Source organism: Pseudoalteromonas sp. 2CM41L (assembly GCF_023161905.1).
Lineage (GTDB): Bacteria > Pseudomonadota > Gammaproteobacteria > Enterobacterales > Alteromonadaceae > Pseudoalteromonas > Pseudoalteromonas atlantica.
Genome location: NZ_JALNTN010000003.1, coordinates 1 through 13670, shown reverse-complemented (window position 1 = coordinate 13670; position 13670 = coordinate 1). Strand labels below are relative to the sequence as shown.

The 13670-nt window shown below is 35.6% G+C and carries 14 protein-coding genes; 5 read left to right on the top strand and 9 right to left on the bottom strand.

Features of this window, described 5'->3' with window-relative positions; translation table 11 throughout:
• Positions 1–253: 253 nt before the first annotated feature.
• On the top strand, positions 254–616 hold the full coding sequence (locus MTF64_RS04975) for an MbcA/ParS/Xre antitoxin family protein (protein ID WP_248450799.1): 363 nt from the start codon (positions 254–256) through the stop codon (positions 614–616).
• Positions 617–776: 160 nt separating this feature from the next.
• On the opposite strand, the gene MTF64_RS04970 is transcribed toward MTF64_RS04975, so the two are convergent.
• The 7 genes from MTF64_RS04970 to MTF64_RS04940 form a co-directional block, all read right to left on the bottom strand.
• On the bottom strand, positions 777–1130 hold the full coding sequence (locus MTF64_RS04970) for a hypothetical protein (protein ID WP_248450798.1): 354 nt from the start codon (positions 1128–1130) through the stop codon (positions 777–779).
• A gap of 9 nt (positions 1131–1139) precedes the next feature.
• Positions 1140–2060, bottom strand: a complete 921-nt coding sequence (locus MTF64_RS04965; RefSeq protein WP_248450797.1) for a viperin family antiviral radical SAM protein — start codon at positions 2058–2060, stop codon at positions 1140–1142.
• Positions 2051–2416, bottom strand: a complete 366-nt coding sequence (locus MTF64_RS04960; RefSeq protein WP_248450796.1) for a hypothetical protein — start codon at positions 2414–2416, stop codon at positions 2051–2053. The genes MTF64_RS04965 and MTF64_RS04960 overlap by 10 nt, the downstream gene beginning before the upstream one ends.
• A 66-nt stretch (positions 2417–2482) precedes the next feature.
• Positions 2483–3061 carry a hypothetical protein gene (locus MTF64_RS04955; RefSeq protein ID WP_248450795.1) on the bottom strand — a complete coding sequence of 193 codons (579 nt, stop codon included), beginning with the start codon at positions 3059–3061 and terminating at the stop codon, positions 2483–2485.
• Positions 3051–3983 (bottom strand): hypothetical protein, encoded by a 933-nt coding sequence (locus MTF64_RS04950; RefSeq protein ID WP_248450794.1) that lies wholly within the window; start codon positions 3981–3983, stop codon positions 3051–3053. The genes MTF64_RS04955 and MTF64_RS04950 overlap by 11 nt, the downstream gene beginning before the upstream one ends.
• Positions 3973–6693, bottom strand: a complete 2721-nt coding sequence (locus tag MTF64_RS04945; RefSeq protein ID WP_248450793.1) for a CHAT domain-containing protein — start codon at positions 6691–6693, stop codon at positions 3973–3975. The genes MTF64_RS04950 and MTF64_RS04945 overlap by 11 nt, the downstream gene beginning before the upstream one ends.
• A gap of 259 nt (positions 6694–6952) precedes the next feature.
• Positions 6953–8104, bottom strand: coding sequence for an N-6 DNA methylase (locus MTF64_RS04940; protein WP_248450792.1), 1152 nt, complete (start codon positions 8102–8104; stop codon positions 6953–6955).
• A gap of 112 nt (positions 8105–8216) precedes the next feature.
• Here MTF64_RS04940 and MTF64_RS04935 point away from each other — a divergent pair, with 112 nt between their 5' ends.
• The 4 genes from MTF64_RS04935 (at position 8217) to MTF64_RS04920 (ending at position 12331) form a co-directional block, all read left to right on the top strand.
• Complete coding sequence (locus tag MTF64_RS04935; protein WP_248450791.1) at positions 8217–9911, top strand: hypothetical protein; 1695 nt, start codon at positions 8217–8219, stop codon at positions 9909–9911.
• Complete coding sequence (locus MTF64_RS04930) at positions 9911–10804, top strand: hypothetical protein (protein ID WP_248450790.1); 894 nt, start codon at positions 9911–9913, stop codon at positions 10802–10804. The genes MTF64_RS04935 and MTF64_RS04930 overlap by 1 nt, the downstream gene beginning before the upstream one ends.
• A gap of 570 nt (positions 10805–11374) precedes the next feature.
• Complete coding sequence (locus MTF64_RS04925; RefSeq protein ID WP_029774255.1) at positions 11375–11809, top strand: SulA-like leucine-rich domain-containing protein; 435 nt, start codon at positions 11375–11377, stop codon at positions 11807–11809.
• Between the two features lie 42 nt (positions 11810–11851).
• A complete protein-coding gene (locus MTF64_RS04920) occupies positions 11852–12331 on the top strand; it encodes a YchJ family metal-binding protein (RefSeq protein ID WP_029774254.1) in 480 nt (159 codons plus the stop codon).
• 130 nt (positions 12332–12461) lie between these two features.
• Here MTF64_RS04920 and MTF64_RS04915 read toward each other — a convergent pair whose 3' ends face one another.
• Positions 12462–12764, bottom strand: coding sequence for a DUF6172 family protein (locus tag MTF64_RS04915; protein WP_004589192.1), 303 nt, complete (start codon positions 12762–12764; stop codon positions 12462–12464).
• A gap of 190 nt (positions 12765–12954) precedes the next feature.
• Complete coding sequence (locus MTF64_RS04910) at positions 12955–13482, bottom strand: VC2046/SO_2500 family protein (protein WP_248450789.1); 528 nt, start codon at positions 13480–13482, stop codon at positions 12955–12957.
• Between the last annotated feature and the right edge of the window lie 188 nt (positions 13483–13670).

The following is a 13670-nucleotide window of genomic DNA, read 5'->3' as shown; positions in this document are numbered from 1 at the left end:
GCAACGAAGTATAAGCAGGAGATGTTTTAGAATATTTAAATCTAAAAAAACACCCAACCTGACTTTAAAAGCAGGTCACTAAAAATTAAAAAACAAACTTTTTAGATGCAGAGGCTGACTTGAACCTGACTGAATGAATTCAATATGTAAGCTAGATTGAAAAGTTAGCTCCACTTAACTGCGACTTCGTCATAACTGAGCTATAAGTAGATGTATCATCCACAGTACATGAATTAAAACGAAACTCTTAAGTATGAATCTAAAATCAACCGAGACAGCTAAAATTGCATTAAAAACATACTTCAACATTATGAAAGAATGGGATGTGAGTGAAAGTAAGCAACTAATTTTACTCGGTAGGCCTGATGAATTTACCTTTGAGAGGTGGAAAAGAGGTAGCGTAACAACACTAACCAGTGATGTGCTGGAACGTATTTCTTATGTGCTTGGTATTTATAAAAATTTAGGGATACTCTTTTCACAAAGAGCACAAGCCAATGAATGGCTAAATAAACCAAACGAAGCTTTTAATGGCTCTACAGCACTAAATTTTATGCTCCTAGGGACAATCGCAAATTTGCGTGAAGTAAGATACTATTTGGATGCGCAGCTTTGATCTCAAGCACTATAAGCATTTAAATTGCAATATTTATATTTTATATACCCTGTTTTCTTAGCCTATTAAATTTTAATAGGCTAAGAAAACAGGGTATATAAAAATTGGATTATTGCTAGTTTCGACTTTTAAAGAAACACTAAACAAATCCGAAACTGAGCTAAAACCTATCTTTAGTAAGGTGCCAACCAGCTCCATACCTACATTTGTATGGTCGAAGGCTTATCCCTTGCTCATCATAGATGATATCAGCACGTAATCGCGCTTCACGCTTAGATCTATATGCATCTTTAACTGTCCCGTCTCCACCGGTACAGCGCTCACATTTTTGACTAGGGGTTTGTCGATTTTTTGGCGATAAATGCCAATAATTACAATTCCTACATTTATATGGATCTAAATCATTACCGTAGTTTTCTTTTGCATAATTAGCAGCTTCCTGCGCCTCTTCTTCAAATAAATATTCAGATAGTGGCTGACCAGATACTTTACCAAAACAAGTTTCACTCTTCATATCAGACCCTTAATTATTAATTACATCAATATCAATTTTTCGATATCTTGATAAAAATGTTTTAGGGTTAAACTTAATCTGAGTCAGCGCATCTTCAATACCGCAATTAATTATACTGTCGCTGTATTTATAACCTTTATTACCCGATGAATTCTGATAGAAGCGACCATGAGGATCTATCATCAAATAAGACTCTGTCATAGTTGAATTAGATTCCGGAAAAAGTGGTAACCCTAAGCCACTATGTCTTTTTACAAATTGATGAAATTTATCTTTTGAAACCAATAATTCATCATTATCAGACGGCATTACATGTAGAACCTTCCATTTGTAAGGCTGTATTTCATCAATCAGATCTGAAAAATCCTCCTCCCAATTTAGACTGCTTACGACTGTGTTTATTTTAGTTTTTACTCCGTGTTGGCTATTAACTAAGTTTTTAATAGATAGCTTTAAATCGTCGGCACTTAACGAATTCCCCTTTCTATCGATTCGACCAATTTTCTTTCGTGTATTTAAGTATTGGCTATCAAAACTAATACCTATCATATCTAACAAATTTTCAGGAAAGTCTATTTTGTTATTTATTAAATAATGACCATTAGTGATAATCGACGTTTTAAACCCCTTCTGCTTAGCTAGTTGTAAGGCGATATAAAAGGTACTTCCTAACATCATTGGCTCACCGCCTGCAAAATTCAGTCGAACGTCTTCGTATTGCAACTCACTCTTTAACGTTGGTGAGCCTTTGATAAAATAATTAGCTAAATGATCAAGAAGACTTTCAATGTCTTCTAAAGAGCGGTGCAATTCTTTAGGACGCCCCCACTTTGCAAAGCAGTATGTGCAGCTGTAATTACAGACTTCGGTTATATGCCAATTAATCACTAGCTCTTTAATAGTTGCATTTTGAGCCTTAATTAATTCCATTGTTTCGCTCCTCCTAATCCATTAGAGAAAGAGCTGTTTCTTTTGAAATTTAGTTCATAGTTTTGTCTATTAAATAACTGAAAATTAAATTTATCAGATGAGCGTATTAAAAGTAGTCGGTAGTTTCTTCCAATACGAAACCGTATAAGAGAGTTATTAGACTTTATTTTTTGACCACCAAACCACGAATATGGCTTACCGGTTGCAATGGCATTAATTAAACTTTCAATTTTATTTCGCTGGTTAGCTGAAAGGTTTTGCCATAAGCGAGTGTTGAAACTATTAATAAATAGTTGAGGGATATTTTCTTTTTTTAACTCTTTTTCAAAGGTTAAAGGATGTTTTGATGACGACATATTTGAGCACCTTTTTGTTGTTGGTGCTCCTATACGCTAATGAAAGTATTTTTTTTCGCTTTTTATTTATGAAGGGAGTAAAACAATAGTCGCGACAGACTTTGCATCTCTTAAAACTAATTCAAACTCATTACTTTTACTATCAGTATCTACAAAAGTAAGTAATACAGGGCCTTCATGTGGTAAAAAATCCCAAGCATCACTTGATTTAATCCACCCATCACCGCAGTTATATGAATAATAGATACTAATTAATGCCTCAGTATTAAATTTAATTTTTAGCTCTGACCCCAGCTCGATAACTTGCTGAGTCCCCCATTTAACTGCAACTTCTAATGAACTACTCTCAGCATTAACTTGAGCGTTATTTAATGTAGCGCTAAATAAATCAGGGCTAGGGCTAAAAATACTGATAGAGGGAGCATCAAAGCTTTTTTTTGCAAAAGATTTCACTTTATTATAATTAGTCACCATAGAAGGCCATTTAACGACAAAACGACAAAAAGCATCTAATTTTTCACGGCGCTTTACAGCATTACTCCAAAGCTGCTCAGCTTCAGGATGACCCAATAACTCAGTCCATACTGAACTCTCAGACTCTATACCTTGCACCATTTCATCCAAAGTTAGTTTATCAAGTTTCATCTTGTAACTCCTTGAGTGATGATGGTTTGGCTCTAAGCAGTTTTAATTTTTTCATGCAAATTAAGCGGTCAGGGTCACTTTTGTTTATTTCATATACATCTAACACTGCACTTTTAGCAATCGATTTAAAGAGTGAGCGCTCTAAAATATCGCGATCATCAATACTAGATAATATTTCATGAAATTGGTGAATGATATTTTTAATTACTAATCTAACCTTATGTTTTTCATGATGTGACTCAGTTTTATTCGCTACATATTGAGGCCGATTCAAACCTTTAACTAGATACTTTTTTTGATAGAAATCAAAGTTTCCAAATCGACTATCTAAATTTAAAAACAAAGTTAAATACCTAAAAGACGCATCAGCTTTATAACGTGTTTTTTGAGTGTCTGAAACCTCATTTTTTATCTCATCTAAATCAGCATAATTTTTTAGGCTCTTTGATGAAGCTAACTCCCTTAATAGCTTCTTATTAGCAAGCAACCAATACCCAATGATATCAGGTGCTACACAATGATTTAATTGTTCTAGATTGCTTGCTAACTCACTTATTTTTAAATCATTATCTACTGACTGGGAAGATTGGTAGTTCTCTTCTAGTTCGACTTTAACTCTATTTCCGGTATATACCTTTCCTGCTGTTTTATATTTAACCCAAAAAGCTATCTGGGAGAACAAGCGAATATTCTTGGGCATTTCAATAGGTAAATTACTAACTTCAAACTGCTCTGCACAAAATAAGTTAATAATTTTATTTTTAGCCCTATCTTGACTCTGAAAAGCCGAATACGCAGTCTGTTCGTCGAATTCTTCTAAACCCTGATCTATTATTAATTCAATTATTGCCCTATTAGATTCTATATATTCATTGCGCCCATTGAGGGACCAATCATGGATAGGAAGTAAGTCATCTTGCATGTTTTACAAAACCTGATTTTAAATTTAATTGTAATAAAAGCGCATTTACTTGATGTCGTTCGTCAGATGATAAATTTACTTTAGGAATAAAAATGTTTGTCTGCTCATTTACACCACAAAACCGCAACCCCGCCCAAGCAGAGGGGTGCTTAAAGTTATACTCTAAAAGATTAAAATCAATTTCACTTGAGTTCTTTATTTTACCCGAAAGCACAGGCCCCATTAAAGCATTCAGTGATTGGTTTGCAGAGTTACATCCAATTGAACACAAATAATCCTTTTCGCCGTTTAATTTGATTCTACGTAGTTCCTCATCCGCTCCCAGCTCGACCCACCACTGCTGGGCGCTAAGCAGAGCCTCTGAAGCCCCCATACCATTTATAACGAGACTATCGTACTTTGACTTTATATGCGCAGTAACAATTTCAGGAATTGGCCATAATGAACCTATGGCTGTTTTAGCGCCATATTCTAGCATTCTCATATCTAAGCCAAGTGCTTCATTCACTTGGCTCGGAAAAAAGTTTAATGGTATATTCGCGCCGCTTTGGCAAGCCCATAACTCTATTCGCTCAGACCCTCTCACCGCATCACGCATTTCAACATCACGAAGCGTATAATCGCGAAATAACAAAGATGGCCTCTCTGGATATTTATGCTCACAGTGACCATAAAAGCTAAATACCTCTGATTGAGTTAATTGATTAACAACATCCTCAATAGTTTGAGTATCTTTACAGATTATTTTATTTTTCACTGCGACATTTTCAAATAAAGTACCGCCTCCGCATACATTCGTATCACATGTTTTTTTATCAAAATAGTTAACTCGCTGATATAAATACATGAGTGAAGGCAACCAGTTAACTTCATTCACTAAATGATACAGTTTCTCACCAGCTTTACCTGTCGCGGACCAAGGTATGTGTGATGCAAAGAAAGAAGGGAGTAATGATACTTTTAGCATATGGCTGGGAAGTATCGCTTTCCAATCAATAAAACCTAGATCCCACTCTATATTCGCATCTTTGTTATTAGCTACAAATGCAGCAATATTATTAACAAGATCCTTAGGCATATTAAATGAGTAGCCCTTTGCTATAATTTCGTTATTTTGCAGATACGCAACAATAACCAACGCATCATCATAATGATCTTCAATATCTATCTTTACTAAAACTTGCTCAGGATGAGAATAGATAGCTTCAGTTAAGTCGTCCAAAGTAATTTGATAGGTACGCTGTCTTGCTTTTAAATAATCAGGGTCTAACTCATCGGTTAGTTTTCCCAGTTTCTGGAAATCTGTTAAGCATATACTTGCTTTTTGTTTTAAATAATTTACAGGGTCAGTCGCTTTGCTCGCAGACTCTACAATAGAGGCATATAACCTTTTATCGAATAACGAAGCATTATCTATGTTGAATTGCTTTTTTTCTTGAGGCTTCAATAATAAGGCAGAATCAAACAACCACTGATTTAAATCTTTTTTTTCTGTCTTTTCCCCGATAAGCGCTAATTCATTTAAACCATAATATACACTACCTAATTGCCTCTTAGCACTTAGTAGTACTTGCGTTACTGGATTCTTTGAATAAAGCCAGAATGTACTCGCGCTTTCGCAAAAGCGCATTCCACTTGAATTCTCTAAGGTTTGGAAAGCGCGTAAAGCAGCATCTTTTTTTACTAATACTCTAGCTAAACCTGAGCTTGCTTGCTGAATCAATACACTAACTCTATCAGACTCCTGATCGGTTTCGGTTGATTGTCGATTTTTCATTAATGATTGTAGTTTTGCAGATAATATCTTTATATCACTATCTGATTGGCTTTTATTTGCGCTCATCACCAGCTGCATTATTTCAATGCTAGGGTTTGATATATCCAAGTAGGGGTTAGCTCCCATCAAAACCGAAGGATCAATACCAAACATTGGTGCCATTTCAAGGATTTCGTGGCATACAGTTTTATGCTGCTCATCTTGAGAAAAGTGATTTAATCTTACAAATGTAGGCAATAAAACTTGCTCAGGTTTCATACTTATATAGTTTTCTAACCCTTGATTGGGAAAATTAACTCGCGACCAGCTAAGTGCTTCCATAAAACATTGATATGATTTTAGTTGGGCATCACAGGCTTCATCTTTTTTTCCTAAATCGAATAACGTAGCTGATAAATTAAGATAGATAACCGAAAGCTGGTTTAAACGAACAAAAGAAGGCATAGGCTTTTCTAACACGCAAATAGCAGCCTTATGTAAACTTACCGCCTTTAATAGACTTTCCTGACTACTAAAATGCCATAGGTGTTCATTAGCAGCTCTCCGGTACGCAGCTCCTAACTGAGATAAACTTGCTGCGTGTTTCTCAGGAAATTGCCTGCGCTGTTTACTTTCAATAGCGCGATTAAAAAACACTTCAGCTTTTTTTAAGTTTGAGTGCGGTGCTCCCGCAATGTGTGCAAAATGAGTAAAGTAAAAAACACCTAAGTCATGACATGCAGCAGCCTTTGCATATTCATTTTTTTCAGCTATTTTTATAGCCCTTAAGAAGCTTTGCTCAGCTTGTTTTAAATTGCCGGCTTCTGAGCTAGTACTAGATAATCGAACACCTTCATCAATACATTTATAATAGCTAGGCTTTACTTTTTTAGACTGTATTTTATGCTGTGATAAAGCGTAGTTCGTAAATTCCTTTTGACCTTTGAAATCCATTTTTTTCCTTTTTTAATTTTTAGCTAAACCTTAATTTGTAGGTTAATAGTCTAACGACTATGAGCATCATATTTAACTTACACTAATCTATGCGTTTTATTCTTTTTAATTACTTATGCACTACCTCGATTACCCATACAATTTATCGGGCTAAACAAATACATATTTCATCTCTATATAGATAAGTTTGCATACTACAATTTGGCCGACCTTACTCTTAGATACAGTTTTGAGAGCAAAGTTTTGGGTTAAGTGTAAATCAATTAAAGCTCATGCTTTCTAGGTCAGCTTTAGTTATATATCTAGAGCAAACTCCTCTTGTAAAAGAAGAGATAGTCGACACTCCCTCTTTAGAGGTTAGGAACTTTAAAAATTTCTTTTTAAGCTTGATGTCATTGAAACGGATTCGATATATACAATCTGAATAAAGGGTCGGAATTCCTTTATACTCTCTGCTTTTTCCAACCACTCTAGAGCCAACTCTACACATAATGATATCTCCGTAAGCAAGATGTTGCTCTCCTAAAACAGTAGATGCTACCTTCTCAGTAAAATCAGAATTGAAAGTAGTACTATGAATATAATTACAATTTAATATTTTCAGCTCTTTGTGAGTCTTAGCCCCTCTTGATATATGGGCACAATCCGACAATCGATACTGTTTTGTACTATTAGAGCATTCACGTACGTAATTGGAAAAATCCATTCGAGTGCGAGCGTCAGAAATAGATATTTCTATAGACTTCCCATCTTGACTATCAGTAGTAAGCCTTAAGGTTTTCTTTGTTGGCTTAGACTTTTTTATATACAAAATATGAGTTTTAGCTTCTGTATACTCAAATGCAAAAGATGTCACTTCCTCTACTTCTATTACTTCAATCTTTTCAATTAACCTTTCACGAAATTTCGCTGAGTGATAGCCACTAATCAAGGTGTCTGGGACTACAATTGCCAATATTCCGTCATATCTCAACAGTTCAAGATATTGGCAGATAAAAACATATTCAGCCCTAGTCTTTGTTCCCAATTTAATATCATACCCAATGATTCTATTTAAAAGCTCTTGAAGATACTCATTGACCACAACATTTCCTAAAAAAGGAGGATTGCCAAGAGCTATGTCAAACGTTCCTTTAGACAAAAAATCCAAATTTTTCATTGCATCAGCATGAAAAACATTCCAGTCTGGGTTTGATTTTTTTAGTAGGCAAACATTTTCATTATCGATATCTACGGCTGTGATTTGCGGAACCTTTACTTGCTGGCATAAAGCATTTAGCAAATTACCTTCTCCAGCAGCCAGTTCAACTACTTTTTGAGGTAGAGGGAATGATTTTATCACCTTAGAAATCATGTTTTTAGATATACAATCTGGTGTGTAAAATTGACCTAAGATATTCTTTTTATTCATAGTTGTTATTCACAGCTGTTATTTATGTATAATCATTCAAAACAAATGATATCGAATTGACGTCAACGGTACCAGCAATTTAGTGAGGTTAGGGTTTAAATTGGATAAATTAATGGATGAATTTGAATATAGAGCGGATCACATGACTCTAGATGAGCTCGAAGAGATCACCGCAGAAAGCCAGTTTTATAGCGGGGTAATCAAGAAGCTTTTATCTCGTGGTTCGAAGTTAATCGTTGGTCCGAGAGGAGTGGGTAAAACTCACCATATGAGGATTGCTTACAAGCAAGCTTTGTGTCAACGATCTAAACCGTTACCTATATACATGACTTTATCTAAGTATCTACGACTGGAGCCCCTCAAAAATAGCTCATCTATAGCAATTCAGTACTTCCATTGCTGGGCTCTATCTAAGATATTGTTAGGTCTTAAAGACACATTCGAACACCTTGAAAAAGATACCGATAAAATCCTAGCCCCTTATGAAATCCAATGGGATGACCTAAATCTCTTCTGTGATCAAATAGAGAAGCAACAAGTTAGGGATTGGCACAACTCTTTACTAGACAAAATATCAGTGAGCATGGTTAGTAATATCGTTGATGAGGCGATTCTGCTGTGTAACCGAAAACATGCGATCCTACTTTGCGATGATGCAGCTTTGGTACTTACGAAAGATTACATGGTTGAATTTTTTGACATATTCCGTGCTCTGAAATCAGCAAAAATCTCACCCAAAGCTTCGGTTTATCCAAATACTGAATTTGGCCCTCGCTTTCATATTGGACATGATGCGGAAAGTGTTCCTTGTTGGCCAAGTATTGCCGACGATGAATATGTAAAGCTTTTCGAGGAGATATACTCAAAACGCTACAGCACCGATATAAAGGACGATATAAAGAAATGCTTCATGTATGCTTCATTTGGAGTACCAAGAGCATTTATTAATCTTATCAACCAATTCCATGCATCTACTAAGGCGACCATGCAGAGTAAATTGAATTCTGTTATTACTGAGCAAGCAGAAATAATATTAAAAGAGTTCAAAACCTTATCAACCAAACAGCCACAATATAAAAACTACGTAGCCGTTGGTCAAAAACTCATAAATAAGATTGTTTCTGATATATCCTTAGCAAACCGAATTTCGATTGCAGACAAAAAACAGCAATTCTTCCTTGGTGTTTTACAACAAGATGAGTATGGGAAAAAAGCTAAAGATATTCAGTTGATGATTAGGTTGTTAGAAGAAACAGGTTTGCTAGTTAGAGTAAATCCGGTGAAGCATGGCAAAAATAGTTCTGGTCCAAGAACATACGAAAGATTCATCCCTCACTTCACATTACTTCTCAATGAGGGGGCTTATCAAGTAAGTAAAGCAGGCTATGCATCTCACTTTGCTGAGCTAATACAACTCCCAAAAGAGAAACACCCTTTAAGAAAGAATAGCTTTACAGAATTTCTTACTGAAGAAGATATTGATAGCCTATCACTAAATCTCCCAAGTTGTTCTAATTGCGGAAACCTTAGAAGTAGCGAAGAACAAAGGTTTTGTATGTTCTGTGGTACTGAGCTGTTAAATAAATCGACATTTGAAGAGCTTACTAGTAAAAAAATTGATGAGCTACCTTTAACTAATTGGTTAAAAAACAAAATAACAGAGGAAACAAGAATAGAGACTATTGCTGATATTTTATTCGAGGTAAATCCTGCTCAAGAGTTGAGGAAAGCTAAAGGGGTGGGGGAAAAAAAAGCTACTCGTGTGATTCAAGAAGCAACTAGAATTATGGAGGAGTTTCTTTCCTAATGTCTAAAAACAAAAAAAACTTAAATATAAAAGTATCGGGTGAATCACCAACGGTAAAATTAAATACCTCTGGCTTATTCAGGTCTCACTCAATTCAAAATGAATCCCCTATTGACACATACATTAAAAGAAATAAGGCACTTTTAATCAAGTTGGGTTCTTTGGATAGAGATGGTCACATTGATGCATCAACGGACAGCCATTTATATAATCTTTTTTTATTAGGTATGGTTTCAAATGTAGAGTCATTCTTTAGGTGCTTATTAAGAGAGTTAATTCTCATTGACAAGCTTTCATATGAGCAGTGCCTAGAGCAGCAACTTACATACGCAGCGGCAATGCATCACAATGCCAAGCTGTTACCAGAAGCTCTGCTTGAGCAATGTACATTCATTTCTCTTAAAAACATAAAAGAGACAACTAAGAATTACCTAAATATTAGTATAAATGACTCTCCACTACATAAAGAACTTGTTGAATGCATAAAAAGTTTTGAGCAACTATGTCAGATACGACATTGTATTGTTCACAGGGCAGGGCTATTGGGATCGAAAAACGCTATAAAATTAGGTATAGAACAGCACAAAAGCTTCTTTGAAAATCCTATCTATTTAGACCTAAATTTTTTACAAGAATCAAACGCCATATGCCTTAACTGTGTACGCAACTATAACAACTTTATTTTTAACACCGTTTTAGCTAGATACGTTGAGTCCAATAAAAGCAATATCACGTGGAATTACAATATCGATAGAAAATGGTTTAAGAAGTATTACGATCAATTCAATTCTGAAGAGCTAAACCTTGATGCGCAAAGGCGAGGAACAAAACATTACTCTGCAAAAGTCGCTTACGATGAGCTACGTAATCACTATGACATTGCTCATCATTGACTCATGAACGCCTCTAATTGCTCTCACGACTTTAATTCAAGTGGAGTAACTTTAACTCAACGAGGAGCTTGAACATAGAAATATTAATCTTGAGCTCACTTAGTAGAGTTAAAGTCCTAACTCGGAAATGTCCAATAACGAGTTTGTCTAACCGTGCGCTCCTCGCTCATAAACGCCTTACTACATTTTTAACTTAAGATAACTTAGCTTGTGGGGAACTCTTTTAATATGTGCTACAACATTCAACCGCAATGCATACCGTATTAAATCAAGAAAAATAAAGTATGGAATATTAATTTAGGATCTTTATTTAGTGTTTCAATTAGTTTAAGCCTAAAACTAAATTCCAAACCTTATGAGAAAAACCCAAATAAGGAACAACAATGCCATCGCTACAAGCCTTGCCACATATAGCTCTTTATTCCAGATGTGTGAAAAACCATTCCAAAACTGAATGAGAAAGAACATAAAACCATTAATTGTATAAAAAATAACAAAAAACGCTTGCACACAACAACTGTATAAACTACTGTATACATGTACTGTATATAAACCCAGTGAGTGAGACCTATGCTACAGCCAATTACCGTAAGAACCGTTAAAAGCTACCAACAACATAATGAAAGTGAGTCGGTAAACCTAATAAAAGTAGAAGATGAAATTTCTGCTACGTTTGAAATGCTAAAAGTGTTGCACCAATACAATAGCTCTAACGCGTGGACCTTACTGATTGCGCCCGACCATGTGCCTAGTAAAGCCTTGCTAGATAGCTGCTCTATAGATACCAGCAAACTGCTTGTAATAAGACAAAAGCATTTAGTAAATTTAGAGTATGTGCTTAATTCAGCACTTCATAATGGTAACTTTGCAGCCATAATCACGTGGACCGATATAGTAAGTGAGCAGCAGCTTGTTAATTTATCACTTAATTTAAACAAAAGAAGCGCTAAGCTATTTTGCTTTACTAAAAAAACCAGCACTACAGCAATATCACTTACTCAATAAGCTTGGTAAAATACATTTTTAATTTATGTTAATTAGTATTTTATGAGTGTAACCAGTACTAGCGCTTGCTTATGCAACAGTCAGCTTAATTATGGAGACTGTTGCCAGCCTTATCATCTTGATATAAAAACCCCAGCAACACCTGAGCAACTAATGCGTTCGCGCTTTAGTGCTTATGCATTAAAAAATGCATCTTATGTATTTAAAACTTACGCCAAAGAAAAACAAGCACAAAACCCAGTAAATGAAATTGCTGACTTTGCCAATAGCTGCCGCTTTGTAAAATTAGTTGTGCGCGATACGCAGCAAAGTGATGAGCGAGGTTATGTTGCCTTTAACGCGTATTATTTTTACCAAAACTTATATTGTGAGTTGGATGAGAAATCAGACTTTATAAAAGAGGACGGTGAATGGCGTTATTTAGAGGGTATTATTAATCCGGTCGCCGATATAAAAGTTGCCAGAAACGACCCCTGCCCATGTGCAAGCGGTAAAAAATATAAAAAGTGTCACAGTGTATAAAATAAGCTAAACACTTAGCATAAAAATAGCTTTTTATTTAAGCGCTACTCTATACCACTAAACATGTTAATAACTGCCATAAACAAAAAATGGACCATCTAGGTCCATTTTCTACAATATTGCTATTGGTTTATTCATCATCATCTAGATCGAACGATTCACGCTGCGCAGGTCTAGCTAAAATCTCAACATAGAATGAAGTAAGCGCCTGCTTTTCGATTTCGCTGATCTTGTTGTTAATTTCAGCTACGTGAACGACTTCGGCATCATCGGCACTTGTGCCAAACTTACAGTCAAACGCCCAGTAATCAGCTTCAACAGGTAGCGTTTTATTGCGCTCTCTTTTCAAATATTTTTTCACTTCATGCTTTGCAGCATCAACCATACGAGGGTATTTGATTTTCTCATGATTTAGCGTGAATGTTTTCTTCATTACGTTCCTAATTACCTTGATTTAATGATAATGGCACTCAAGTCATACCATTTGCAGCCATTATAGCAATTGCATTTAATTTGTGGATGCTTTTTTTAAACAAAAAAAGAATTGTTCTATTTTATTGCATAACCGATTATTAAATATAAGGTGTTTTAGGCTTTTGAAACGCACAAGTGTTAAATTATTTTTATGCGTTAGCAACAAGCAATGGCTTATGTATAGCCTCATTAGTTAAATCGTCATAAAATGCCGCGGCGTCCATTTGTAGACTTGCAAGCGCGGTGTGCGTGTCATTTAAGCGCCTGCGTACTGATAGTTCACAATTATCGATTACTGTTAAAGGAATATGTAACTTGTCATCTCTAATCGCTAGTGGCTCAGGGTTTAAGCAGTGGCTTAATTTTATTGCTTTCATACCTGCTTGCTCGCCTTGTTGAACAATCACCGATGCATGCTCTTGCCCTATGGTCATATCAAATTTTTCGGGAGCTAATAATTGCTTTGGTCCAGCACCAAAGCGCTCCCTTAACTGTTCTTCGTCTTCATAAGCACTATGCGTTTCACTTTTTGGCAAGTGAAATTGACTAAAATCCAGCGCATCGTGCGATAGCATCGCTAATAAAAGTGAGAATTCGCCTCTGCGATTTTCATGCACACTTTTATTTAGCCTGGTCTTTAGTTGACTCTCTGTGATTAACAAATCATCGATTTGCATAGTCTTTAGCCGATTATGATAACTGATAGATATTTATCGGCTTTATTTCAAATTTCTTTAGCTTTTTTCTTTACTTAAATACGCAGTTTGCTATTATCAGCGCCGTTGCATTGGAGGGGTTCCCGAGCGGCCAAAGGGATCAGACTGTAAATCTGACGGCTCAGCCTTCGCTGGTTCGAATCCAGCTC

Coding starts and splice junctions, on each gene's coding strand:
- MTF64_RS04925 (WP_029774255.1), top strand. CDS start 11,375: ATGCTACAGCCAATTACCGTAAGAACCGTTAAAAGCTACCAACAACAT.
- MTF64_RS04975 (WP_248450799.1), top strand. CDS start 254: ATGAATCTAAAATCAACCGAGACAGCTAAAATTGCATTAAAAACATAC.
- MTF64_RS04970 (WP_248450798.1), bottom strand. CDS start 1,130: ATGAAGAGTGAAACTTGTTTTGGTAAAGTATCTGGTCAGCCACTATCT.
- MTF64_RS04935 (WP_248450791.1), top strand. CDS start 8,217: ATGGATGAATTTGAATATAGAGCGGATCACATGACTCTAGATGAGCTC.
- MTF64_RS04915 (WP_004589192.1), bottom strand. CDS start 12,764: ATGAAGAAAACATTCACGCTAAATCATGAGAAAATCAAATACCCTCGT.
- MTF64_RS04955 (WP_248450795.1), bottom strand. CDS start 3,061: ATGAAACTTGATAAACTAACTTTGGATGAAATGGTGCAAGGTATAGAG.
- MTF64_RS04930 (WP_248450790.1), top strand. CDS start 9,911: ATGTCTAAAAACAAAAAAAACTTAAATATAAAAGTATCGGGTGAATCA.
- MTF64_RS04960 (WP_248450796.1), bottom strand. CDS start 2,416: ATGTCGTCATCAAAACATCCTTTAACCTTTGAAAAAGAGTTAAAAAAA.
- MTF64_RS04940 (WP_248450792.1), bottom strand. CDS start 8,104: ATGAATAAAAAGAATATCTTAGGTCAATTTTACACACCAGATTGTATA.
- MTF64_RS04950 (WP_248450794.1), bottom strand. CDS start 3,983: ATGCAAGATGACTTACTTCCTATCCATGATTGGTCCCTCAATGGGCGC.
- MTF64_RS04965 (WP_248450797.1), bottom strand. CDS start 2,060: ATGGAATTAATTAAGGCTCAAAATGCAACTATTAAAGAGCTAGTGATT.
- MTF64_RS04945 (WP_248450793.1), bottom strand. CDS start 6,693: ATGGATTTCAAAGGTCAAAAGGAATTTACGAACTACGCTTTATCACAG.
- MTF64_RS04920 (WP_029774254.1), top strand. CDS start 11,852: ATGAGTGTAACCAGTACTAGCGCTTGCTTATGCAACAGTCAGCTTAAT.
- MTF64_RS04910 (WP_248450789.1), bottom strand. CDS start 13,482: ATGCAAATCGATGATTTGTTAATCACAGAGAGTCAACTAAAGACCAGG.